Genomic DNA, 23,185 nt, shown 5'->3' on the forward strand with positions numbered 1-23,185 from the left:
GATCAGGGAGTGGGGACGGCCATGAGGAGGGCATCGACGACCTGTGCGCTCGTGATGTTCTCCGCTGCGGCTTCGAAGTTGAGTTGGATGCGGTGAGCGAGGATTCGGTGGGCAAGATCCTTGATGTCTTCGGGGATGACGTAGTTGCGGCCACGGATCATCGCCAGCGCCCGTCCCGCGTTGGTGAAGGCGATCGAGGCGCGGGGGCTGGCGCCATATTCGATGAAGGGAGCCAGGCGACCCAGATACTTCGTGGTGTTCCTTGTCGCATGGACGAGCTCGACGAGGTATCGGGTGATCGACGGGTCGACATAGATGGTGCGCGCATATTGCTGCAGCGTCTCCACATCCTCGAGGCTGCACGAGGGCTTCGGGACAGAGTCGCGATCGAAGACACCCGAATCGAGTCGCGACAGGATCTCCATCTCCTCATTGGGGTTCGGATGGGTCAGAAGGTCCTTGATCATGAACCGATCGAGTTGAGCTTCGGGCAGCTGGTAGGTGCCCTCCTGTTCGATCGGGTTCTGCGTGGCCATGACGAGGAAAGGACGGGGAAGTTCGAACCGCTGGCCGCCGATCGTCGTCTGCTTCTCCTGCATCGCCTCGAGCATGGCGCTCTGCGTCTTCGCCGACGAGCGGTTGATCTCATCGAGGAGGACGATGTTGGCGTGCACAGGGCCGAGGACTGTATTGAAAGAGCCTTCGTGGGCGTTATAGATCTGCGAGCCGATGATGTCTGCAGGCAGCAGGTCGGGCGTGCACTGGATGCGGGAGAACTTGCCATCCACAGCATTGGCCAGCGCCGCCGCCGCAGTTGTCTTGGCAAGCCCGGGAACACTCTCCAGGAGAAGGTGGCCGCTGGAGAGGAGACCGATGAGCAGACTCTCACGCAGGCGCTGCTGTCCGACGACGAAATGGTCCAGATAGGATTCCAGACCGCCCAGGATCGATTGAGCGTGTGCGATCTCTTGAGTGTTGGCGGGTGCCGTTGCCGTCATGGTGGTGCCTCTCGAATCTCAACTGGCTGACAGAACAAGCATATGGGTTGACCCTGACACCGGACTGGACTCTTTCGTGTCAGTACCGACACATACCATTTGAAGACCGACACGCAAGTGTGAAGGACGGCGCGAAAGAAGCAGGGCTGACCGTGGGAAGGAGGTCGGAGCGACCGTGGAATTGGGATGGGAACGCCCGTTCAAACGGGTGGAGACGGCCGCGAAATGGGACGCCGGGCGTTCGGAGAAGGAATCGAATGTGACACGCCGAGGAAGTACCCACAGGGGAAAATTTTATCTGTGGACAGGTGTGGAAAACGGTCCTGGGCGAAGTGTCTGAATATGGCTTTTCGGCCCCATGGGCCAGTGTCCTCGCAGGTGATCGAACTACATCGGTGTCATTCATGACTTGTGGATGACTGTGGACGGTTTGAACACAGGTTGTGGATGGTCAAAAGAACACTGGTGTAACACTGGATATAGGGGTAGAGTCGATCACGAACACAACATCTAGTGGTCACACTCGGGCATGATCTGCGTGATATTCGTCATTGTCAAGGTCATGCACCCGGTGGAAATACCGTGAAGTCTAAGCCGAAGTGCAGAAATGAGGAGTCGCGATGATCACCGTGTACACCAAGCCAGCTTGCGTCCAGTGCAACGCCACGTACCGTGCGCTCGATGCCAAAGGGCTGAAGTACAAATCGGTCGATCTCAGTGTCGATGAGAATGCCTTGGATGTCGTCAAGGCCATGGGCTACATGCAGGCTCCCGTCGTTGTCACGGATAACGACCACTGGTCAGGTTTCCGTCCGGACAAGATCGCCACTCTGGCCGGAGAGCAGACCTCGGTTTCCGTTGTAGCCTGACATGCTCCTGGTCTACTACTCGAGCAGCTCTGAGTACACCGACCGATTCGTCAGCAAGCTGCGGCACCCCTCACGCCGACTTCCCCTGCTGACAAAAGATGAGACGCTGGCGATCGACGAACCGTTCGTCCTTGTGACTCCCACCTACGGAGCCGGCCCCAACAGAGGCGCCGTCCCCAAGCAAGTGATCAAGTTCCTCAACATCGAATCGAATCGCCGCCACCTCGTCGGCGTCATCGGCGCCGGAAATACGAACTTCGGCGAAGAATACTGTCGCGCGGCACGCAAAGTGGCCGCGAAATGCAATGTACCCGTGCTGTACCGTGTCGAACTCCTCGGAACCCCAGAGGACGTCGAAGCAGTGAATTTAGGATTGGACAAACTGTGCGCGAGCTCGCAGAAGACCGCAATGTAGAAGACATCATCCGCGAAGAGACGGATCTTGACTACCATGCGCTCAACGCCATGCTGAATCTGTATGACCAGGACGGTCGGATCCAGTTCGAGCGTGACAAACAGGCTGCCAGGCAGTACTTCCTGCAGCATGTCAACAACAACACCGTCTTCTTCCACGACCTCAAGGAGAAGCTCGACTACCTCGTCGAGAAGGAATACTACGAGCCCGAAGTCCTCGATCAGTACTCCTTCGACTTCATCGAGGAGCTGTCGAAGCACGCCTATTCGGCTAAGTTCCGGTTCCAGACCTTCCTCGGTGCTTTCAAGTTCTACACCTCCTACACGCTGAAGACCTTCGACGGAAAGCGCTACCTCGAACGCTTCGAAGATCGCGTCGTCATGGTCGCACTGTTCCTCGCTCGCGGCAACGAGATTCTGGCTAAGCAGCTCGTCGACGAGATCATCCACGGTCGCTTCCAGCCGGCCACCCCGACCTTCCTCAACGCGGGCAAGAAGCAGCGCGGCGAGCTCGTCTCGTGCTTCCTGCTGCGCATCGAGGACAATATGGAGTCGATCGGCCGCTCCATCAACTCCGCACTGCAGCTGTCGAAGCGCGGCGGCGGTGTGGCCTTTGCACTGACCAATATCCGCGAGTCCGGTGCACCGATCAAGAAGATCGAGAACCAGTCCTCGGGTGTCATCCCCGTCATGAAGCTGCTCGAAGACTCCTTCTCCTACGCCAACCAGCTGGGTGCACGACAGGGTGCCGGAGCTGTGTACCTGCACGCTCACCACCCCGACATCTACAAGTTCCTCGACACCAAGCGCGAGAACGCCGATGAGAAGATCCGGATCAAGACTCTGTCATTGGGCGTCGTCATTCCGGACATCACGTTTGAATTGGCCAAGCGCAACGAGGACATGTACCTCTTCAGCCCCTACGACGTCGAGCGCGTCTACGGCATGCCCTTCTCTGACGTCAACGTGACAGAGAAGTACGAGGAGATGGTCGACAACGCAGCCATCAAGAAGAACAAGATCAACGCACGCGAGTTCTTCCAGACCTTGGCAGAGATCCAGTTCGAGTCCGGTTACCCCTACGTCATGTTCGAAGACACGGTGAACAAGGCGAACCCGATCGACGGCAAGATCATCATGTCGAACCTGTGTTCGGAGATCCTTCAGGTCTCCGAACCCAGCAAGTACGACTCCGATCTCGGATACGACGTCGTCGGCAAGGACATCTCCTGCAACCTCGGTTCTCTCAACATCGCACTGACGATGGATTCCGAGAACTTCGGGCGGACCATCGAAACCGCGATCCGCGGACTGACGGCAGTCGCTGAGACCTCTGACATCCAGTCGGTTCCCTCGATCGCTCGCGGCAATGACATGTCGCATGCCATCGGACTCGGGCAGATGAACCTTCACGGCTACCTTGCCCGGGAGCACATCTACTACGGTTCGGATGAGGGTCTCGACTTCACGAACATGTACTTCTACACCGTCGCCTACCACTGTGTGCGGGCGTCGATGGAGATCGCCAAGGAACGTCAAGCCGCCTTCGCCGGATTTGAGAGGTCGAAGTACGCAACCGGTGAGTACTTCGACAAGTACACCGAGGAAGCGTGGGAACCACGCACCCAGCGTGTGGCCGAGATGTTCACCGAAGCCGGCGTGCATATCCCAACTCAGGATGATTGGCGTGAGCTCAAGGCTGCAGTTGCCGAGCACGGCATCTACAACCAGAACCTGCAGGCCGTTCCACCCACGGGTTCGATCTCGTACATCAACAACTCGACGTCGTCGATCCACCCTGTGGCCTCGAAGGTCGAGATTCGCAAGGAGGGCAAGATCGGGCGTGTGTACTACCCGGCACCCTTCATGGACAACGACAACCTCAAGTACTACCAGGATGCCTACGAGATCGGCTATGAGAAGATCATCGACACCTACGCTGAGGCCACGAAGCACGTGGATCAGGGGCTGTCGCTGACCTTGTTCTTCATGGACACCGCCACAACTCGTGACATCAACAAGGCGCAGATCTACGCGTGGCGCAAGGGCATCAAGACCATCTACTACATCCGGTTGCGCCAGCTCGCGCTGGAGGGCACCGAGGTCGATGGCTGCGTATCCTGCATGCTGTGACCGATGGGTTCAGCGGGTCGGTGTGAACCGGCCCGCTGAACCCATGACCCGGAGCCCGCGAGTTCTGCGGACCTGAGTCCGCACAACTCGCGGAGCCGGGCAGAAAGCATTCTCAGTCTGCTGGGCAGACCACTCGTACGTACGACGTACCTGCAACTTGGAAGAGAGATGGAAACGTTGGAGAACCTGACTTTGGCGTCGCACGTCGACGCCATCAACTGGAACCGTGTCATCGATCCCGTCGATGATGACGTCTGGGATCGCCTGACCGGAAACTTCTGGCTGCCTGAGAAGGTGCCGCTGAGCAACGACATCCCCTCGTGGGCGACACTCACGCAGGAGGAGAAGACGCTGACGATGCGCGTCTTCACCGGTCTGACGCTGCTCGATACGATTCAGGGCACCGTGGGTGCGATCTCCTTGATTCCCGATGCGGTGACACCGCATGAGGAAGCAGTGATGACGAACATCGCGTTCATGGAGAGCGTGCACGCGAAGTCATACTCTTCGATCTTCTCGACCCTGTGCTCGACGAAGGAGATCGACGAGGCGTTCCGCTGGTCGAGGGAGAACACCTACCTGCAGGCCAAGGCTGACATCATCCTCAGCTACTACCGAGGCGATGACCCGCTCAAGCGCAAGGTTGCCTCAACACTGCTGGAATCATTCCTCTTCTACTCGGGCTTCTACCTGCCCATGTACTGGTCTGCACATGCGAAGCTGACCAACACTGCGGACCTCATCCGCCTCATCATCCGTGACGAGGCTGTCCACGGCTACTACATCGGCTACAAGTACCAGAAGGGCCTGGAGTCACAGTCCGAAGAGCGCAAGCAGGAGCTCAAGGACTACACGATGAACCTCATGTTCGAGCTCTACGAGAACGAGGTCGCCTACACCCATGACCTCTACGACTCTGTGGGTCTGGCCGAGGACTGCAAGATGTTCCTCCACTACAACGCCAACAAGGCTCTGATGAACCTCGGGTACGAAGCGATGTTCCCGAAGGAGGTCACCGAGGTCAACCCGGCGATCCTCGCGGCTCTCTCGCCCAACAGCGACGAGAACCACGACTTCTTCTCCGGATCCGGCTCCTCCTACGTCATCGGCAAGGCCGAACAGACGGAAGACGACGACTGGGACTTCTGAAACACAAGGTCAGCGGCTCATCCAGGCAGGAGTGCTTGGGTGGGCCGCTTTCGTGTGGGGCCACAGTTCGGCCACCATCGGGCAGCGGTGAAGCTATCGAACCGGCCGAGGAGGACATCGTCTTCCAAAGGGAGAACGCACGGACAATGCTTGAGGTCCAAGACCCTGCAATTCATCAGGGCTGGAGAACTGAGGCTGAAGGGTGTCAGCCAGATTCGCGAGCCGATCGTGCCGAGGCGACGTCGTCGACGATGACAGCGATATGCTGCATGCTTGCGATCAGCGACCCATAGAGGGGCCAAGAACGCTCCGGGAGCCCCTTGTCCTCGACCATTCTCACGGACAGCTGTTCGAGCCGCTGGTAGATCGGCTCCACTTCCGCATCGGGGTCGGCAATCGCCCGTCCTGCATCCCGGACGACGGAGGTCCATTGCTCACGGAACCGCGTGTCCCATTGGCCGTTCTCATACGACCCTTCGCGCAGAGTTCGCGTCAGATGGCGCAGATGGGAGATGCCTTCATCCACGCGCTGCAGGATGTTCTCGTAGCTGGCATCTTCAGAAGATGTCTGGGAATCCTGAGCCTCGTCCGATGGAATGCGCTTGCGGCGAAGGCGATCACGCGGATTCGCCTTCTGGCTCTCACGGGCGAATCTGACCGACTGCCATGCCGAGTTCAATTCGTGGCTCATCGATTCGGTCTCCTTGAACCAATCATCGGCTTCGGCGGTGTCCCAGTCGTCATCCAGTTCATCTGCCATGTCGACCAACATGTCACCCATGCGCCGGTTGATGCTGTCGACGTACCGTGCTGCCTGCTGATCCCGCAGAGGCGGAATCACCAGGAGGTTGACGACGATGCCGACGGCGACGCCTATGCAGAGCTCCAGGATCCGCTCCCCGAGAAAGGGCTGCTGACTGTCGAAGCCGCTGCCGAGGACGAAGATTCCGGTTGTTGCAATCGCAATACCTTCATCGCGGATCCACGGCAGCCGCGCAGCAGTGAGGCCGACCAGGAGCGCGAGAGCAAAAGTCCAGACGCTCACCCCCAGGTAGTTGCCGATGACGAAGGACAAGGCAACACCGAGGGTTGAGGCGATCGTCGACTGCGCTCCGCGAGACAGCGAGCGGTGGACTGTGGCATGGACTGTCAGCAGCGCCGCCCAGGGAGCCAGGAACGGCATCTGGGAATTCAGGACATTATCAGACAGCCACCAAGCGCCGGTGGCTGCGATCACCGTCTTGACGACCTGCAGGATGTCGGTGATGACGTCGGGGCGTCTGGCCAGAAGCGATAACTGGGGTCGCGAGTTCTGCTGCAATGGTCGCCCTTTCGGACAGAGTTCATGTCGGACAGAGTGCATGGAGTTATCACCCTACAAGGCACATATGGTACGTGACTGGCACGGGCGAGGGGCAGTGGGCGGAAAATGGAAATGCCCGACATGTCGCAGATGAAACCTGCGACATGTCGGGCAGTGATCAGGCTGTCTTGGTTCTCGCTCTGCTTAAAACCCAGCAGTGCGAAGGAAAACCTGACAGACGGCGGCGATCAGGCCGCCAGCGGCGTGATCTCACGCAGCGATGAACCGGTGAACAGCACGACGCGGCCGGTCATGTCACTGATCGTGACTTTGCCGTTGCGGGTGCTGATCTTAGGATCAATCAGTCCTGCATGCTCAATGGCACGCTGGACCCACTGTGGGAACTGAGTCATCGTTCCCTCCTTTCTTAGCTACTTCGTCGAACGGCATGCATCAACGCATACCGTTCTCATTGTTTTCGTGGTGGCGACGGGGCAGTCGCCGAGGTGCTGGCCGAGTACCGGAGCGAATCGGATGCTGGCCTGCTGAAATGTCACCGTGGTGTGGGTTGATCCTTCACGATGGGGGATCTGCGATTCGAAGTGAGACAGTGTCCGTGGCGAATCATTTGCAATGTCGAACCTGGATCTGATTTTTCGCTCATGAGCGACGTGTCATCGTGCTCAGCGGATCAGATCGTTCAATGAAGCCGGACGACTTCGAACGCAAGACATCAGCTTAACCGCATCGGAAACGATAAGTCAAAACAGTGGTTGATCAGCGGAAGGTCTTGCCCCGACGCAGACTCAGCAGGATGATGAGCGCGGTGATCAGAAGCGCCGCCGCAACGACCAGCATTCCGACGGGGAGCAGCGTTTCATTGGAGACGCCGAGGATCTTCGCCGAGGCCTTGGACTCAGTCGCCTCTGCACCATCGCCTGAGTCAATCTCGGTCCCGACCGAAGCGGCGTCGGCGCCGCCGGCATCACTGCCGCTCTCCGAGGCAGTCGCATCGGCACTCGGCGTCATCGACTCGCCGACAGGGACTGTCTGAAGAGACTTCGGATCCTTCTGGGCGAAGTCCCATTCGAGCAGGTCGACCGCGGCTTGGCGGGAGTTGTTGTCGATGCCGAGCATCGTCGAAACCACACGGTGGCCGTCGCGTTCGGCAACGGCGATATAGGCGCCCTTGGCTTGGCGGGTGAATCCGTTCTTCAGGCCCAACCCTCCATCGACCTGACCGACGATCTTCGTGTGGTTCTGAATCTCGTAGCCCTTGAACTCCTCCTCGGTATCCGGGTTCTTGCCGCCCGGGAATTTGTACGTCTCGGTGCTGATGACGTCCATCAGATAGTCGTTCTCGCACACCGCCCATGCCAGCTTCATCATGTCTGAAGCCGTCATGTGCTGATTCGCGTCGTCGAGGCCTGAGGTGTTGGCTGCATGAGTGTTCGTCATGCCCAGCTCTTCGGCCTTCGCGTTCATGAGCGCCACGGCCTTCTCCTGGCCTCCGGCGGCCCGGCCGAGGGCGTTCGCGGCATCATTGGCACTCGACATCAGCATCGCGTGGAAGAGCAGATCGACAGTGTATTCGTTCTTCTGCATGAGACCGACCTTGGTGCCGTCGATCTCCATGTCCTCGAACTCTGCCTCGACCTTCTGTTTGGGATCGTCGAGCACGTCGACAAGAGCCAGAGCGGTCAGGAGTTTGATCGTCGAGGCGGGTGCGTGCTTCTTGTCGATATCGTGCGCCGCCTGAACTTCTCCCGTGTCGAGGTCTCCCACCAGCCACGACGTGCCCACCGGCTGCGGCGGCTTCGCTCCATCGCCGAGGTCGGCCGGCGATTCGTAGACCTTCTCCTGCTTCTCACCCGGTTGGCCCACACCGTGCGAGGCGCCGGGGGAGAGGACCAACTGCGCCCCGATCAGCAGCAATGTGAGTACGGCGCTGACGATGAGACGAAGTCCTGAGCGAAGTGAACGGGGGAAGGCCGCAGCACGCGTCAGAGAAGCAGGATGGTGAGAACGCATGCGCACCAGTCTACGACCGTGGACAATTGAGAGCTGTCAGGAAACCCGGTGCGATACAGCACAGGAGATGCAACCGCGTGGACGCGAAAAGCGGCCGTGCACGAAAAGTGCACGACCGCCTCGGCGATTCAGATGTTCAGATCAGAATGCGCGCTGCAGGACTGCCTGCTTCACCTCGGCGATGGCCTTGGTGATTTCGATGCCACGAGGGCAGGCCTCGGTGCAGTTGAAGGTGGTGCGGCAGCGCCACACGCCTTCCTTGTCGTTGAGGATCTCCAGGCGCATGTCTCCGCCTTCGTCACGCGAATCGAAGATGAAACGGTGCGCGTTGACGATGGCAGCTGGGCCGAAGTACTGGCCATCGGTCCAGAACACGGGGCACGACGAGGTGCATGCGGCGCAGAGAATGCACTTGGTGGTGTCATCGAATGCCTCACGCTGCTCGGCCGACTGCAGACGCTCACGCGTCGGCTCGTGACCGGACGTGATGAGGAACGGCATGACCTCACGGTAGGACTGGAAGAAGGGCTCCATGTCGACGATGAGGTCCTTCTCCAGAGGCAGACCCTTGATCGCCTCGACGGTGATCGTCTTGGACGTGTCAAGATCCTTCAGCAGGGTCTTGCAGGCCAGACGGTTACGGCCGTTGATGCGCATGGCATCGGAGCCGCAGACACCGTGGGCACAGGAGCGGCGGAAGGACAGCGAGCCGTCCTCCTCCCACTTGATCTTGTGCAGGGCGTCCAGGACACGGTCGGTGCCGTACATGGTGACCTTGTACTCCTCCCAGTGCGCCTCTTCGTCCTGTTCGGGATCGAAGCGTGCGATCTGGAAGGTGCAGTCGAACGACGGGATCGAACCGCTGTCGCCGGCCACATGGTCGGGCAGGTCGATCTTAGAGGCCGGCTCCGGGGTTTCGGTTGAGGTATCGGTGCTCATCAGTACTTACGCTCCATCGGCTGGTAACGGGTGACGATGACGGGCTTCGTCTCCAGACGCATGCCCTTGATGCCGTCGGTCTCGGAATCAGGATCGAGGTACGTCATCGTGTGATGCATGAATCCTTCGTCGTCACGATCCGGGAAGTCCTCTCGGAAGTGCCCACCGCGTGATTCCTTACGGTGGATGGCGGCGACGGAGATGACCTCGGCGAGTTCGAGCAGGAAGTTCAGCTCGACGGCCTCGAGGAGGTCGAGGTTGAAGCGCTTGCCGCGGTCCTGAATGCCGACGTTGTTATAACGTTCACGCAGTTTCGCGATCTCGTCGAGCGCTTCGCGCAGGGTCTCATCGGTGCGGAAGACCTGGACATTGGCGTCCATGAGCTCCTGCAGATCCTTGCGGATGGCGCCGATGCGTTCGGTGCCGTCCGAGGTGCGCATCTTCTCGAGAAGTGCGACGGTGTCGCCCTCGGCACCCTCGGGCAGCTCGACGAAGTCAGCTGTCTTCGAGTATTCCGCGGCGGCGATGCCGGCGCGCTTGCCGAAGACGTTGATGTCGAGCAGCGAGTTCGTGCCCAGACGGTTCGAACCGTGCACGGACACGCAGGCAACCTCACCTGCGGCGTAGAGGCCGGGAATGACGTTGTCGTTGTCCGCGAGCACCTCGGCGCCGATGTTGGTCGGAATGCCGCCCATGGCGTAGTGCGCGGTCGGGAAGACCGGCACCGGTTCTGTGTAGGGCTCCACACCGAGGTAGGTGCGGGCGAACTCGGTGATGTCGGGCAGCTTCGCATCGATGTGTGCGGGCTCGAGGTGCGTGAGGTCGAGCAGGACGTAGTCCTTGTTCGGACCACAGCCGCGGCCTTCGCGCACCTCATTGGCCATGGACCGGGCCACGATGTCACGAGGAGCGAGGTCCTTGATCGTCGGGGCGTAGCGTTCCATGAAGCGCTCACCGTCGGAGTTGCGCAGGATCGCGCCCTCACCACGGGCTGCCTCTGAGAGCAGGATGCCCAGGCCGGCCAGGCCGGTCGGGTGGAACTGGAAGAACTCCATGTCCTCGAGCGGGATGCCCCGGTTGTAGGCCACGGCCATGCCGTCGCCGGTCAGGGTGTGGGCGTTCGAGGTGGTCTTGAAGACCTTGCCCACGCCGCCGGTTGCGAAGACGACCGACTTGGCCTGGAACAGGTGGATCTCGCCGGTGGCCAGTTCGTAGGCGACGACGCCCGCCGGACGGCGGACTCCGTCGACCTCGGTCATGGCCAGGTCGAGGACGTAGAACTCGTTGTAGAACTCGACGCCGTGCTTGACGCAGTTCTGGTACAGAGTCTGGAGGATCATGTGACCGGTGCGGTCGGCTGCGTAGCAGGAGCGACGGACCGGGGACTTGCCGTGGTCACGGGTGTGACCACCGAAGCGACGCTGATCGATCTTGCCTTCGGGCGTCCTGTTGAAGGGCAGCCCCATCTTCTCGAGATCGAGGACGGCGTCGATGGCTTCCTTGGCCATCACCTCGGCGGCATCCTGGTCGACCAGGTAGTCACCGCCCTTGACGGTGTCGAAGGTGTGCCATTCCCAGTTGTCCTCTTCCACATTCGCCAGTGCGGCGCACATGCCGCCCTGGGCCGCACCGGTGTGCGAACGTGTGGGGTAGAGCTTGGTCAGGACTGCGGTTCGGGCACGCTGGCCCGATTCGATCGCTGCACGCATCCCGGCGCCACCGGCACCGACGATGATGACGTCGTATTGATGTACCTGCATGTTTCTCCTTCTATGCGGCCGAGCAGAACGACGCCAGCAATGCGGGGTCGGCTCCGGCCGGGCAGGGATCGAATGTGAAGATGACGAGCGTGCCGAGCACGATGACGATGATCGAGGCGATGTAGAGGATCACCTGGAGCGCCATGCGGGTGCCTGGCTTCTCGGCATAGTCCATGATGATGGTGCGCAGGCCGTTGGTGCCGTGCAGCATTGCCAGCCACAGCATCAGCAGATCCCAGATCTGCCAGAACGGGCTGGCCCATTTGCCGGCCACGAACCCGAAGTCGATGGCCTGGACGCCTTCTCCGGCCCAGAGGTTCACGAAGAGGTGACCGAAGATGAGGATGACGAGGACGACGCCGGAGATGCGCATGAACAGCCATGCGAACATCTCGAACTTCGAACGTGTTGATTTGTGGCGCGAGTAGCCGGTGCGCGGAGCCGGGATCGATGTTGTGCTCATGTCATCCTCCGAACGTGTGCATCAGCTGGCGGGGGATGAAGGCGATCATAATGATGAGCCATACGATGATGACTCCCCAGAACAGCTTCTTCTGATTCTTCGGTCCGCTCTTCGAGAAGTCGACGAGAATAACGCGAAGGCCGTTGAACGCATGGAATGCGATTGCGGCAACGAGTGCGATCTCGCCGATAGCCATGACCGGTGTCTTGTAGGTTCCGATCACGGCATTGTAGGCCTCGGGTGAGACGCGAACGAGTGCAGTATCGAGCACGTGGACCAGCAGGAAGAAGAAGATTCCGACGCCTGTGACGCGATGCGCGACCCAGGACCACATTCCTTCATTTCCTCGGTACAGAGTGCCCGTAGACGCTTTGGCCACGGAGCATCCTCCATCTTGGATTAATCGACTGTGTACATCAAGAAACTACGCCGAACGCCGCCTGGTTGCCAGTCGAGCCACGCCTGAGCGTGGTGGATCACATTAAGTTCCTGGCAGTTCCCTCACAGCCGTCATTCTCGGATACGACGAAATTCAATTACATCACACCCTTGTGTGCTAACTATTCTAGCCGTCGGGCTGACCTGGTGAGTCGGGACCCTCTCCGGGTTTCGGCCAATCCGGTTACGGTTCTCCTCACCCCGACACGGCGGACAACATCGGTCAGAGAATGCCCGAACTTTGAGACACTGATGATGTGAACACACACTTCCACGCCATCATCCCCGCCGGCGGGTCCGGAACCCGGCTCTGGCCGCTCTCACGCAAGGCATCGCCGAAGTTCCTCCATGACGTGCTGGGTACGGGCCGAAGCCTGATCCAGTCCACCTGGGATCGTGTCGCACCGCTCGTCGGACCCGAGAACGTGTGGGTCGTGACGGGAGAGAGCCACCGCGACCAGGTCGCCGAGCAGCTTCCCGAGATGCCGGTCCACAAGATCCTCGCCGAACCGTCCCCGAAGGATTCGGCAGCCGCGATCGGTCTCGCAACCATGCTCATCGCCAAGGAGGACCCGGACGCGATCGTGGGTTCGTTCTCCGCCGACCATTCGATCACCAACGTCGACGAATTCCGGCTCGTCATCGATCAGGCCTGCGTAGCCGCTGAAACCGGCGATATCGTCACAGTCGGCATCATGCCCCGCAATCCCGCCACCGCCTACGGCTACATCGAGACCGGTGATCTGCTGGGACTCGACGGTGCGCCGACTGCCCGGCGCGCCATGGCCTTCGCCGAGAAGCCGGCCGCGAGCACCGCCCGCACCTACGTCAACTCCGGTCGCTACCGCTGGAACGCCGGCATGTTCATTGCCCGAGCCGCTGCCCTCCTCGAAGTCCTCGAGACCGAGGATCCGACCCTGCACGCGGGACTGTCGCGGATCGCTGAGGCCTGGGGGACCGATGCCCAGGCGCAGGTGCTCGCCGAGGTGTGGCCCGGGTTGGAGAAGCGCGCCATCGATTACGTTGTGGCCGAGCCCGCTGCCGCGGCCGGCCGTGTCATCGTCATCCCCGGTGACTTCGGCTGGGACGACGTCGGCGACTTCGACTCGGTGGCCCGTCTGCGCCAGCCGGTGCCCGGAGAACCCGCCGGGGTCATTTCTATCGGTCAGAACTGCGACCTCCTCGAAATCGATGCCTCAGGGGTCGTCTTCTCCGAATCCCAGAAGCCGCGGACGGTTGCGATCGTCGGCCTCGATGACCTCGTCGTCGTCGACACCGAAGACGTCCTGCTCATCACCTCCCGCTCCCATGCCCAGGATGTGAAGAAGGCCGTCTCTGCCGCCGGTGAGCGCGGACTCGATGACCTGCTGTAGGCAGGCGCTGAATCTGGTCTCCGAAGCCGTCTCCGGGACTGGAGCTCATTCAGTCTCCGGGACTGGAGCTGCGTGCGGAGTATGTCGAAATTGGTCGCAGTGCGCCCAAATGTGACGCTGAGTGCTTAGCATTGCAGTCAATGTCTCAGATATCCGAACCGCGCCCCGACGGCGTCGCGCTCCCAGAAGGACCAGACGTGATCAGCTCGACAATTGCTGAGATCGGTGCAGAACTCATCGATTTCCGCCGCGACATCCATGCGCACCCGGAATTGTCCTTCCAGGAGTTCGACACCACGGCCAAGATCGTCGCCCGTCTTGAGGCGGCCGGTCTGTCACCTCGGCGGCTCGAGGGCACAGGCGTCGTCTGCGAAGTCGGCGAGGGTCCCATCGCCCTGGGGCTTCGAGCCGACATCGACGCGCTGCCCATCGATGACCTCATCGACGAGGACTTCGCCTCAACAGTGCCCGGTGTGGCACACGCCTGCGGCCACGACGTGCACCTGACCGGACTCGTCGGCGCAGCCATCGCCCTGCAGCGACTCCACGAATCCACACCCGGCGGACTCGGCGGACGCGTCCGCCTCATCTTCCAACCCGGGGAGGAAGTCACCCCTGGCGGGGCGCTGCGCATCATCTCCCAGGGTGTCCTCGACGATGTGCCCGAGGTCTATGCCGTCCACTGCGACCCCAATGTCGACGTCGGTCGGATCGGTTCGCGCATCGGTGCCATCACCGCAGCCGGCGATACCGTCATCATTCGCCTCTCCGGTCATGGCGGGCACACCTCGCGGCCCCACCTGACCGAAGACCTCGTCTACGCGCTGGGCAAACTCGCCACCGATCTGCCCTCGACGCTGGGCCGACTCATCGATCCGCGCCACGCGATCTCCCTGGTCTGGGGCGAGATCAGCGCCGGCCACGCGGCCAATGTCGTCCCCAGTGAGGGGATCCTACGCGGAACCCTGCGCTGCCTCGACGTCGACGGCTGGAATCAGGTCGCCGAGGTGCTGCCCGAGTTGGTTGAGAGGATCGCCGGCCCGTACGGGGTCGACGTCGACCTCGACCATCGCCGAGGTGTTCCGCCGGTGGTCAACACCGAAGATCAGGTCGCGCTCATCGAGTCTGCGGTCCGTGGCGAACTCGGCGAGAACTCCGTCCAGCTGACCCCGCAGTCGATGGGCGGGGAGGACTTCGCCTGGTACCTCACACATTGTCCTGGGGCGCTGGTGCGCATGGGCACCCGCACTCCCGGGGGAGCGACGTATGACATCCACCAGGGTGACCTGCTCATTGACGAGGGCAGCGTCGAGATCGCTGCCCGCATCTTCACCGCGACCGCGCTGAAGGTCCTCGAGAGGAACTGATGCCCCACCGGGACTCAGGCGGAACCGATAATCTTGGAGACATGAGAGTGAAGGTCATGAGCACGGTGCTGGGCGCCGGCTTCAGCGCATTGAGCCTGGTGGCACTGAGCGCCTGCTCGATGACGGCTCCCGAGCCAGTCGAAGATGCCACGCTCGGGTGCATGATCTCGGCTCCGGCAGGATTCGACGATCACTCGGCCGGGGCTCTCACCCTGGCGGAGACGGAGCTGGCACGGTCTCAGGGACTGTTCTCCGCGACATCGAGCCAGCGGGTGACCAACTCATCGGCCACCTCGGCGGCTCTGAAGAGGATGAACGATAAGGACTGCGCGCTGACGACAGTGCTCGGGCCCGGGGGCGCCGACGAACTGGCAGACCAGGCCAGAGCCCACTCCAAGGGCCTCTACCTGGGTGTGGCCAGTGGTCACGATGACTTCCCGGACAATGTGCTCAGCATTGACTTCGACCTCGTGCCGCCGGCCTTCATCGCCGGGTACATTGCGGCCACGGCGAGTGAATCGGGTGAGGTCGCCACGGTCGTGTCACGAGGGTTCCCACAGGCGGAGAAGATTCTCGACGCCTTCGATGCCGGCGTCGACCTCTACAACGACGAAGCCGATGAGGATGTCGAGCACGTGAAGTCCTTCCGGGAGGAAGCGGTCGATGATCGGACCGTCGCCGACACCAGCGATGCGGGGAAGGACTTCTTCGACGCAGCCCATGATTCGGACGTCGATGTCCTCGTCCCCTTCGGGTCGGCGGCTGCGATGGGAGTGGTCACCGCGGCCACCGAGAAGCAGCAGGCTCTGACCACCGAAGAGCCGAAGCCGGAGGACAAGGGAGAAGACCCGTTTCTGCCGAAGGTCATCTGGTATGGAGCACCGGGGGCCTTCAGCGACACGATCATCGCGACCATCGAACCCAACATCCGCAGGGGTCTGCGGAGCATGTTCCCCGAATGGCCGCAGAGCAAGAATCCCGACGAGGTTGCCGAAGCGTCGAAGGAGGATCCCACCGAGATGGGTGGATTCCTCGTTGCCGACCGCCGCTACAAGGGCACGATCGACAACGGCGGTGTGAGGATCGCCGCCGAGGACGGTTTCCTCAGCCAGACGTCCGACGCAGGGCGCAGCATCGCCGATCTGCGGGAGCGGATCAAGAGCGGGGACATCGATCCAAGGAAGTCCTGAGCACGGGGTGAGGCACCGACGGCGGTGACATCGACGGCGGGGCATGTTTCGCACATCGTTCTTCCACGCTGATCCGATAAGCTGTGCGGGTGTTGAATAATCCCGCTGGTGTCGCAGCAGACGACCCGATCCTGCAGTTGCCCAAAGTCTCCCTCCATGATCACCTCGACGGTGGCCTGCGCCCCGCCACGCTGATCGAACTGGCTGCCTCTGTCGGCCACGAACTGCCCGCCACCGAACCGGATGCGCTGGCCAAGTGGTACCGCGACTCCGCGAGCTCCGGTGATCTGGTCCGCTATCTCGAGACCTTCTCGCACACGGCTGCCGTGATGCAGAGTCGAGAGGGCCTGATGCGGGTGGCCAAGGAATGGGTCCTCGACCAGGTCACCGACGGCGTGTTCTACGCTGAGGCCCGCTGGGCTCCGGAGCAGCACCTGGAAGGCGGACTCGAACTCGACGAGGTCGTCGAAGCCGTTCAGGAAGGACTCGAAGCCGGAGTCATCGAAGCCTCCTCGGACGGCAAGTTCATCCGCGTCGGTCAGATCATCACAGCCATGCGCCAGGCGGACAATTCCATGGCCATCGCAGAACTGGCCATCAGGCACCGCGAGAAGGGATCCGAATCCGGAGTCGTCGGCTTCGACATCGCCGGTCCTGAGAACGGCTTCCCGCCCTCGGCGCACCTGTCCGCGTTCAACGCACTCCACCAGGCCTATGTGCCCGTGACGATCCACGCCGGTGAGGCTGCCGGCAAGGACTCGATCCACGAAGCTCTCACCATCTGCCATGCCCAGCGCATCGGTCATGGTGCCCGCATCGTCGAGGACATGGACATCGTCGAGGGCGAAGGTCAGCTGGGCAGCCTGGCTGCTTGGGTTCTCGATCAGCAGATTCCGCTCGAGCTGTGCCCCAGTTCGAATCTGCAGACCGACATCGGCGGCTCCATCGCCTCCCATCCGATCACCGGACTCAAAGACTTGGGCTTCGCTGTGACCATCAACCCGGACAACCGACTGATGTCAGCGACGTCGGTCACGCGTGAGATGCGTCTGCTCGTCGATGAGGCCGGCTGGACTCAGACAGACCTCGAATGGGCGACTGTCAACGCTGTCACCGCGGCGTTCCTGCCCCTCGACGTGCGCGAGCGCATGCTCGACGAGATCCTCATTCCAGGGTTCGCCCGGGTGAATATTTGAGTTCACGGGACAGGAGTTCGAACACACCCGGCGGCTCTTCTCCGTCGGGTGGTTCATCGGCGTCGGGACGATCAACAGGCACGGGCGATTCGTCGGCGTCTGACGGTTACGGTGTTCCCACCCCACGAGCGATGCTGCTGGTCGTTGTGGTTCTCGGGATTCAGGTGCTTGCCCTGCTGGGGTCCGCCCTGTCATTCATCCTCACCGCTCTCAGTGCAGGTGCTCTTGCAGGTTCGCTGCTGGGGCTGGCCGTCATGTTCCTCATCTTCGCTGCCGGCGTGGCCGCTGCGGCGCGCGGATCATGGAAACTGCATCGTTGGGCCCGGCCGGCGGCGATCGCCTTCGAACTGCTCGTCATCGTCTTCGCCTTCAGCGTCATCGCCGGAACCCTGTGGCTCGGGCTGGCCTGTCTGGTCACGGCGCTTGCTGTGCTTCTGGGGTATTTCCTGCCCTCGGTCGTCGACGCCTACAACCGGGCACTCGAAGGCTGAGGCCTCGGACCTCGGTGCCGCATTCCCTCGAATCGTGTCAGGACGTTCGTCAGCCGCTGAGCCAGCGGCGCGAGTTCGACAACTAGCGCCTCGAACTCATCGAGGACTTGTGCGTCCCAGCCGGCGTCGGAATGATCGTTGGTCGCGAAGGCTTCATCGGCCGTGGGCCTGATCTGCCAGTCGATGGTTGCGTTGAGCATCCGGGCGACGAGGGCATCTGCCGCCCCCGCTGCAATGGACGGGATTCCCTGACGTGCCTCGCCCGTGATGTGACACATCGGGCGAACAAGCTCTGCCAGCCGCCAGCCGCCAGCCGCCAGCCGCCAGCTCAGGCGCTCGGCGGGTGCCACTTCTGTACGCTGGCGGCTTGGGCCGCCGTGACCTTGGCAGGCGCAGCAGAGAAGATCGCATCTCGGATTCCGGACAGGAACGGTGACTGCATCTGGAAGACGGCACCGAGAATTCGAGACTTCGCTGCAATCGACTGACTGCGCCTCTTGCGCAGCCGGTCGTAACGCCGCAGCTGAACGTCGACTCCTCCTGCTGACGTCGACGTACCCGCTGAGCTCACCGAGTCCGCTGGGGACACTGGGCCGGACGAGTCCGCGATGACCGGTGCCAGCAGCGCGGTCAGCGTCGCTGCATCCTCGAGGGCCTGACCGCCGCCCTGACCCAGATTCGGGGTCATCGCATGGGCCGCATCGCCGAGGAGGACGACGCGTCCCCGGTGGTAGGTCGCCAGGGGAGTGGCCAGGTCTGAAATCGCGGTCCGCCGGATTCGGTCACTCGGTGTCGTGGCTATGAGCTCAGCGATCGGTGCGTGCCAGGAGGAGAACAGGTCCCGCACAGCCGCCTTCTCATCGGCGAAACTCGCGTGCTGGGGCATGTTCGCCACCGCGAACCAGTACACGCGCTCGTCCTTGAGTGGAGCGATGCCGAAGCGCAGGCCCCGACCCACGGTCTCGCCAGCGGCTCCATCGAGGTCGACCGGGCGTTCGGTGATTCCACGCCAACTCGAATATCCCGAATAGCGAGGTCCGATTCCGGACTTGATGGTCTCTCTCACCTGGCTGTTGAGACCATCGGCACCGATGACGAGATCGAAGTTTTCCTGGGGACCGGGTCCGACCGTCACCGTTCCAGCGATGCTCGCCGAGGTGACGAAGGCGTTGGTGCGCACGGTTCCCTCATCGAGGGCATCGAGCAGTATCCGATGCAGGTCGGCTCGGTCGACGATCCGCAGCTCTCCGACGCTGTCGGTGGGAAGGCGTGCGATCCAGCGTCCGTCGGGGCGTCGTTGGCCCGCAGCGAAGGACTCTGCCTTCTTGTCAGTGATCGCTGCGAACTGAGGGCCGAGGCCCAGGGATTGGAGGGCCCTGAGCCCATTGGCGAAGACGGACAGACCTGAACCCCCGGCGCGCACCTCGGCGGCCCTTTCGAACACGGTGACCTGTGCGCCGGCCTTCTGCAGGCCGACGGCGGCTGAGAGTCCGCCGATGCCGGCTCCAACGATCGCGATCTTCATGGGGTGTGGTTCTCTCGTGCGAGTTCTGAGGTGTCTGCCTTACTGCTGAAGGTACTCCCCGCAGGCCTCGGTGAGGAAGTCACCAGCGACTCCACCCTCTTGGTTGAGGCTGGCTGCGGTCTTCTGAATGCCCCACCAGACCTGGGGAGAGGCGCCCCACTGCTGACGGAAGTCCTCACGCTTATCGGGGTCATCGGCCAGATCTTGAGCGGCCAGCGAGATTCGGTCCTGAGCGTCCTCGGCCGTGCACCGAGCCTCATCATCGGGGCCCTTCGGGTCGAGCTCCGGTATGTCATCGGAGTTCTTCGCCTTCAGGGTGTACGCGGACCCGCCGATCTCCTCAACGGTGAAGGTCCCCTGAACGAGCAGGAACGGTGACTTCTTCGTATCGACGTTCTCGGCATCGACGGTGACACTGACACTGTCCGGAGTGTCGGCGGTGATGGTGGCCTCACCGGAGTCGGGAACGTCGGGGTTGCCGGTGTGGACATAGACCTTGAGGTAGGCCTCGGACTTGTTCGCGGCCGCCTCGGCGAGGCCCTGCCACAGGGGATCGGCGTCCTTCGCTCCGCCGGGGGAGGAGTCGACGATGGAGACCTTCGGAGCGTCATCGGGGGTCTCGACCGGGGTGACCTCCTCTTCGCTGACGGAGGGACGCGGGGCCGGCCGGGTCTCCTCCGAGGTGGGAACGCAGGCTGTCATCGTGGCCAGCACTGCGGCGGTGGTCAGGAGGGCAAGAGAGCGAATTCGCATGGTTCCTCGTGAGGTGGTCGTCGTGGCGGTGCCGGGCCCAGGGCCCGGTCTCGCCTTCCAGCCTAATCCGAGAGGTCGCGCTCGCACCGGTGGACGCGCTGGCCTGGGCCCGATTGCTGGGGTCCGACTGCTCGGCTTGCATCGAGCTCGTGCGTTCACTGCTGTCTACTGTGCTCGGTTCGGCATGAGATCGCTCAGGCTGACCTTCTGCGCTCCGGCCTCGTCGAAGTTGTCCTCATCGAGCCACCGCACATAGGCCGCGCGCAGGCTGGGCCATTCGGTGTCGATGATGGAGAACCATGCGGTGTCGCGGTTGCGGCCCTTGATGACGAGGTGCTGTCGGAACAGACCTTCGAAGGTGAAGCCGAAACGCGTCGCTGCCTTCTTCGACGGGGCATTGTCGTTGTCGCACTTCCATTCGAAGCGCCTGTACCCGCTGGCGAAGGCAAGGTCGGCGAAGAGGAAGAACGCCTCGGTGGCTCCTCGAGTCTGTGACAGGGCCGGTCCCCACAGGATGTTGCCGATCTCGATGACGCCGTTGTTCGCATCAATGCGCATCAGCGCCTGTCGACCCTCGGCCCGCCCGGTGCTGCGGTCGACCACGGCGAAGAACAGCGGATCGGTCGATTCGGACGCTGTGCGAATCCACTCGTCGAAGTCCGAGCGTGCGGTCTGCGGCGTCTGCGGCAGGTACCGGAAACGCTCATCCGATCCGTCCGCCGAGGCTGCTGCGAAGAGTGAATCCGCATGGAGCTGGGGGTCGAGGGGCTCGAGGTCGACATAGCGACCGTGGATCGTCTCCCGCCGAGGTGGTTTGACCCCGGTCCAGTCGGTGAGGTTCGCGTCGGTCATGACATCTCCTTCTCGTTCGTCATTGAACTCTTCCTTCCGTCGGACTGGGTCTGCCCGAGTGCACCCTGTGACAGGTGCTCAGTTCTCGTCGGCGTCGAATCCGGTCGAGAGCTGCCGCAGCAGTGAGGCGAGCTTGCGACGTCCTGCCGGAGTCAGGTCGCTGAGGATCTCGCGCTCCTTGACCAGCAGGTCGGCAAGAGCGGAGTCGACCGTGGCGCGGCCAGCGGCCGTCAACCGCACGAGCACACCTCGGCGATCTCCGGGGTCTGGCAGTCGTTCGACCCAGCCGGCGGTGACGAGTCGATCGATGCGGTTGGTCATGGTGCCGCTGGTGACCAATGTCTCCTGCAGCAGAGTTGAGGGGGAGAGCTGATAGGGCTCACCGGAACGGCGCAGGGCGGAGAGCACGTCGAAGGCCCACCCCTCGATGCCGTAGTCGCTGAAGCTGGACTTCCGTGCCAAATCCAGTTGGCGGGCCAGCCGTGAGACGCGGGAGAGTATCTCCATCGGTGACACGTCGAGATCCGGGCGCTCGTGGCGCCATGCCGCGACAATCCGATCAACCTCGTCCATGTTCCGATTTTACGTCCAGATCAAGATTCTTTGGACCAAAGATACTTTTTAGCGAGACATTTCTTACTCATTGGCTGATTTGGCCTGCACGTTTGGATGGACGGGGCCACTTGGGAATAAAGTGGTCATGGTTGTTGCATCCGTCAACGCACCTGCGGGGCCAAAAGACCCGGCAGTAGAAACGAAGGAATACACGTGGATCTTTTCGAGTATCAAGCACGTGACCTGTTTGAGAAGCACGGAGTGCCCGTGCTCAAGGCTCAGGTCGCGACGACACCAGAAGCAGCGAAGAAGGCAGCCGAAGACCTCGGCGGCGGAGTAGTCGTCGTCAAGTCTCAGGTCAAGATGGGCGGCCGCGGCAAGGCCGGCGGCGTCAAAGTTGCGAAGAATCCTGAAGAAGCCGAAGCTCGCGCCAAGGACATCCTGGGTCTCGACATCAAGGGCCACATCACCGAAAAGGTGATGATCGCCGAAGGCGCAGACATCGCTGAAGAGTACTACTTCTCGGTCCTCCTCGATCGGTCCAACCGCACCTACTTGGCCATGTGCTCCAAGGAAGGCGGAGTTGAGATCGAGCAGCTCGCTGAGGAACGCCCGGAAGCTCTCGCCAAGATACCAGTCTCTGCCATCGACGGAATCGATGCTGCGAAGGCCGAAGAGATCGCCAAGGAAGCAGGCTTCGACGCGGAGACCGCCGCTAAGGTGGCCCCCGTGCTGATGTCCCTGTGGACCGTCTTCGAGAAGGAAGACGCATCCCTCGTTGAGGTCAACCCGCTGGTCAAGACCGGTGCCGGTGACATCATCGCGCTCGACGGAAAGGTGTCTCTCGATGAGAACGCCGACTTCCGCCAGCCTGAGCACGAGGAGCTGCGCGACGACAGCGCAGAGAACCCACTCGAGCTCAAGGCCAAGAAGCTCGACCTCAACTACGTCAAGCTCGACGGCGAAGTCGGAATCATCGGAAACGGTGCCGGACTCGTCATGTCGACCCTCGACGTCGTCGCCTACGCCGGTGAGAAGCACAGCAACGTCAAGCCTGCCAACTTCCTCGACATCGGAGGCGGAGCCTCTGCTGAGGTGATGGCCAACGGTCTCGAGGTCATCCTCGGCGATGAGCAGGTCAAGTCAGTCTTCGTCAACGTCTTCGGCGGAATCACCGCCTGTGACGCAGTGGCCGACGGCATCGTCAAGGCCCTCGAGATCCTCGGCGACCAGGCCACCAAGCCGCTCGTCGTCCGCCTCGACGGAAACAACGTCGAAGAAGGACGTGCGATCCTCAAGGAAGCCGCGAACCCACTCGTCACTCTGACCGACACCATGGACGGTGGAGCCGATAAGGCCGCCGAACTGGCTGCTGCCAAGTAAGGA

General features: G+C 61.8%; 23 protein-coding genes. 10 read left to right on the forward strand and 13 right to left on the reverse strand.

The window, feature by feature from the left end; all coding sequences use genetic code 11:
* Positions 1–2 precede the first annotated feature (2 nt).
* Positions 3–998: an AAA family ATPase gene (locus HU144_RS09160; RefSeq protein WP_235351106.1), complete on the reverse strand. Its 996-nt coding sequence runs from the start codon at positions 996–998 to the stop codon at positions 3–5.
* Positions 999–1,618: 620 nt separating this feature from the next.
* Here HU144_RS09160 and nrdH point away from each other — a divergent pair.
* From nrdH to nrdF, 4 genes are all read left to right on the forward strand, one after another.
* Positions 1,619–1,867, forward strand: coding sequence for a glutaredoxin-like protein NrdH (gene nrdH, locus HU144_RS09165; protein WP_092106910.1), 249 nt, complete (start codon positions 1,619–1,621; stop codon positions 1,865–1,867).
* A 1-nt stretch (position 1,868) separates the two neighbouring features.
* A complete protein-coding gene (gene nrdI / locus HU144_RS09170) occupies positions 1,869–2,282 on the forward strand; it encodes a class Ib ribonucleoside-diphosphate reductase assembly flavoprotein NrdI (protein ID WP_235351107.1) in 414 nt (137 codons plus the stop codon).
* A 5-nt stretch (positions 2,283–2,287) separates the two neighbouring features.
* Complete coding sequence (gene nrdE, locus HU144_RS09175) at positions 2,288–4,414, forward strand: class 1b ribonucleoside-diphosphate reductase subunit alpha (RefSeq protein WP_235352678.1); 2,127 nt, start codon at positions 2,288–2,290, stop codon at positions 4,412–4,414.
* Between the two features lie 168 nt (positions 4,415–4,582).
* A complete protein-coding gene (nrdF, locus tag HU144_RS09180; protein WP_235351108.1) occupies positions 4,583–5,563 on the forward strand; it encodes a class 1b ribonucleoside-diphosphate reductase subunit beta in 981 nt (326 codons plus the stop codon).
* 205 nt (positions 5,564–5,768) lie between these two features.
* On the opposite strand, the gene HU144_RS09185 is transcribed toward nrdF, so the two are convergent.
* From HU144_RS09185 to sdhC, 7 genes are all read right to left on the reverse strand, one after another.
* The gene (locus tag HU144_RS09185) at positions 5,769–6,884 is read right to left on the reverse strand and encodes an FUSC family protein (RefSeq protein ID WP_235351109.1); all 1,116 of its coding nucleotides are present in this window, start codon (positions 6,882–6,884) and stop codon (positions 5,769–5,771) included.
* Positions 6,885–7,114: 230 nt separating this feature from the next.
* The gene (locus HU144_RS09190; RefSeq protein ID WP_198396930.1) at positions 7,115–7,279 is read right to left on the reverse strand and encodes a hypothetical protein; all 165 of its coding nucleotides are present in this window, start codon (positions 7,277–7,279) and stop codon (positions 7,115–7,117) included.
* 364 nt (positions 7,280–7,643) lie between these two features.
* Positions 7,644–8,897, reverse strand: coding sequence for a D-alanyl-D-alanine carboxypeptidase family protein (locus HU144_RS09195; RefSeq protein WP_235351110.1), 1,254 nt, complete (start codon positions 8,895–8,897; stop codon positions 7,644–7,646).
* A gap of 141 nt (positions 8,898–9,038) precedes the next feature.
* A complete protein-coding gene (locus HU144_RS09200) occupies positions 9,039–9,836 on the reverse strand; it encodes a succinate dehydrogenase iron-sulfur subunit (protein ID WP_096157341.1) in 798 nt (265 codons plus the stop codon).
* Positions 9,836–11,596, reverse strand: coding sequence for a succinate dehydrogenase flavoprotein subunit (sdhA, locus tag HU144_RS09205; RefSeq protein ID WP_096161678.1), 1,761 nt, complete (start codon positions 11,594–11,596; stop codon positions 9,836–9,838). The genes HU144_RS09200 and sdhA overlap by 1 nt, the downstream gene beginning before the upstream one ends.
* A 10-nt stretch (positions 11,597–11,606) precedes the next feature.
* Complete coding sequence (locus HU144_RS09210) at positions 11,607–12,059, reverse strand: succinate dehydrogenase hydrophobic membrane anchor subunit (RefSeq protein WP_009885235.1); 453 nt, start codon at positions 12,057–12,059, stop codon at positions 11,607–11,609.
* Position 12,060: 1 nt separating this feature from the next.
* Entirely contained in the window at positions 12,061–12,438 is a 378-nt protein-coding gene (gene sdhC / locus HU144_RS09215) for a succinate dehydrogenase, cytochrome b556 subunit (RefSeq protein ID WP_235351111.1), read from the reverse strand.
* Between the two features lie 316 nt (positions 12,439–12,754).
* On the opposite strand from sdhC, the gene HU144_RS09220 reads away from it, so the two are divergent.
* The 5 genes from HU144_RS09220 to HU144_RS09240 all read left to right on the forward strand — a co-directional run bounded on the left by HU144_RS09220 (position 12,755) and on the right by HU144_RS09240 (position 18,114).
* Positions 12,755–13,870 (forward strand): mannose-1-phosphate guanylyltransferase, encoded by a 1,116-nt coding sequence (locus HU144_RS09220; RefSeq protein ID WP_235351112.1) that lies wholly within the window; start codon positions 12,755–12,757, stop codon positions 13,868–13,870.
* Between the two features lie 140 nt (positions 13,871–14,010).
* Complete coding sequence (locus HU144_RS09225) at positions 14,011–15,237, forward strand: amidohydrolase (protein ID WP_235351113.1); 1,227 nt, start codon at positions 14,011–14,013, stop codon at positions 15,235–15,237.
* 56 nt (positions 15,238–15,293) lie between these two features.
* Positions 15,294–16,427: a BMP family ABC transporter substrate-binding protein gene (locus HU144_RS09230; protein ID WP_235351114.1), complete on the forward strand. Its 1,134-nt coding sequence runs from the start codon at positions 15,294–15,296 to the stop codon at positions 16,425–16,427.
* An 89-nt stretch (positions 16,428–16,516) separates the two neighbouring features.
* Positions 16,517–17,623, forward strand: coding sequence for an adenosine deaminase (locus HU144_RS09235; protein ID WP_235351115.1), 1,107 nt, complete (start codon positions 16,517–16,519; stop codon positions 17,621–17,623).
* Positions 17,624–17,754: 131 nt separating this feature from the next.
* Positions 17,755–18,114 carry a hypothetical protein gene (locus HU144_RS09240; protein WP_235351116.1) on the forward strand — a complete coding sequence of 120 codons (360 nt, stop codon included), beginning with the start codon at positions 17,755–17,757 and terminating at the stop codon, positions 18,112–18,114.
* Here HU144_RS09240 and HU144_RS09245 read toward each other — a convergent pair.
* The 5 genes from HU144_RS09245 to HU144_RS09265 all read right to left on the reverse strand — a co-directional run bounded on the left by HU144_RS09245 (position 18,090) and on the right by HU144_RS09265 (position 21,817).
* Positions 18,090–18,464 carry a hypothetical protein gene (locus HU144_RS09245; RefSeq protein WP_235351117.1) on the reverse strand — a complete coding sequence of 125 codons (375 nt, stop codon included), beginning with the start codon at positions 18,462–18,464 and terminating at the stop codon, positions 18,090–18,092. The genes HU144_RS09240 and HU144_RS09245 overlap by 25 nt on opposite strands.
* Positions 18,443–19,639 carry an FAD-dependent monooxygenase gene (locus HU144_RS09250; RefSeq protein WP_235351118.1) on the reverse strand — a complete coding sequence of 399 codons (1,197 nt, stop codon included), beginning with the start codon at positions 19,637–19,639 and terminating at the stop codon, positions 18,443–18,445. The genes HU144_RS09245 and HU144_RS09250 overlap by 22 nt, the downstream gene beginning before the upstream one ends.
* 39 nt (positions 19,640–19,678) lie before the next feature.
* Positions 19,679–20,392, reverse strand: a complete 714-nt coding sequence (locus HU144_RS09255) for a hypothetical protein (protein WP_235351119.1) — start codon at positions 20,390–20,392, stop codon at positions 19,679–19,681.
* A gap of 165 nt (positions 20,393–20,557) precedes the next feature.
* A complete protein-coding gene (locus HU144_RS09260) occupies positions 20,558–21,244 on the reverse strand; it encodes a GNAT family N-acetyltransferase (protein WP_235351120.1) in 687 nt (228 codons plus the stop codon).
* 78 nt (positions 21,245–21,322) lie between these two features.
* Positions 21,323–21,817 carry a MarR family winged helix-turn-helix transcriptional regulator gene (locus HU144_RS09265; protein WP_235351121.1) on the reverse strand — a complete coding sequence of 165 codons (495 nt, stop codon included), beginning with the start codon at positions 21,815–21,817 and terminating at the stop codon, positions 21,323–21,325.
* A gap of 195 nt (positions 21,818–22,012) precedes the next feature.
* On the opposite strand from HU144_RS09265, the gene sucC reads away from it, so the two are divergent.
* Complete coding sequence (gene sucC / locus HU144_RS09270) at positions 22,013–23,182, forward strand: ADP-forming succinate--CoA ligase subunit beta (protein ID WP_235345914.1); 1,170 nt, start codon at positions 22,013–22,015, stop codon at positions 23,180–23,182.
* Positions 23,183–23,185: the final 3 nt, after the last annotated feature.

Origin of the sequence: Brevibacterium sp. UCMA 11752 (assembly GCF_021532235.1) — a bacterium.
GTDB classification, from domain to species: Bacteria; Actinomycetota; Actinomycetes; order Actinomycetales; family Brevibacteriaceae; genus Brevibacterium; species Brevibacterium antiquum.

What these genes read in the sequence shown, in the direction of transcription:
- HU144_RS09190 (WP_198396930.1), bottom strand. Translation starts at nt 7,279, where the DNA reads ATGACTCAGTTCCCACAGTGGGTCCAGCGTGCCATTGAGCATGCAGGA.
- nrdH (WP_092106910.1), top strand. Translation starts at nt 1,619, where the DNA reads ATGATCACCGTGTACACCAAGCCAGCTTGCGTCCAGTGCAACGCCACG.
- HU144_RS09240 (WP_235351116.1), top strand. Translation starts at nt 17,755, where the DNA reads ATGCTGCTGGTCGTTGTGGTTCTCGGGATTCAGGTGCTTGCCCTGCTG.
- HU144_RS09225 (WP_235351113.1), top strand. Translation starts at nt 14,011, where the DNA reads ATGTCTCAGATATCCGAACCGCGCCCCGACGGCGTCGCGCTCCCAGAA.
- nrdF (WP_235351108.1), top strand. Translation starts at nt 4,583, where the DNA reads ATGGAAACGTTGGAGAACCTGACTTTGGCGTCGCACGTCGACGCCATC.
- nrdI (WP_235351107.1), top strand. Translation starts at nt 1,869, where the DNA reads ATGCTCCTGGTCTACTACTCGAGCAGCTCTGAGTACACCGACCGATTC.
- HU144_RS09230 (WP_235351114.1), top strand. Translation starts at nt 15,294, where the DNA reads ATGAGCACGGTGCTGGGCGCCGGCTTCAGCGCATTGAGCCTGGTGGCA.
- sdhA (WP_096161678.1), bottom strand. Translation starts at nt 11,596, where the DNA reads ATGCAGGTACATCAATACGACGTCATCATCGTCGGTGCCGGTGGCGCC.
- HU144_RS09210 (WP_009885235.1), bottom strand. Translation starts at nt 12,059, where the DNA reads ATGAGCACAACATCGATCCCGGCTCCGCGCACCGGCTACTCGCGCCAC.
- HU144_RS09195 (WP_235351110.1), bottom strand. Translation starts at nt 8,897, where the DNA reads ATGCGTTCTCACCATCCTGCTTCTCTGACGCGTGCTGCGGCCTTCCCC.
- HU144_RS09255 (WP_235351119.1), bottom strand. Translation starts at nt 20,392, where the DNA reads ATGCGAATTCGCTCTCTTGCCCTCCTGACCACCGCCGCAGTGCTGGCC.
- HU144_RS09250 (WP_235351118.1), bottom strand. Translation starts at nt 19,639, where the DNA reads ATGAAGATCGCGATCGTTGGAGCCGGCATCGGCGGACTCTCAGCCGCC.
- HU144_RS09265 (WP_235351121.1), bottom strand. Translation starts at nt 21,817, where the DNA reads ATGGACGAGGTTGATCGGATTGTCGCGGCATGGCGCCACGAGCGCCCG.
- HU144_RS09200 (WP_096157341.1), bottom strand. Translation starts at nt 9,836, where the DNA reads ATGAGCACCGATACCTCAACCGAAACCCCGGAGCCGGCCTCTAAGATC.
- HU144_RS09160 (WP_235351106.1), bottom strand. Translation starts at nt 998, where the DNA reads ATGACGGCAACGGCACCCGCCAACACTCAAGAGATCGCACACGCTCAA.
- HU144_RS09260 (WP_235351120.1), bottom strand. Translation starts at nt 21,244, where the DNA reads ATGACCGACGCGAACCTCACCGACTGGACCGGGGTCAAACCACCTCGG.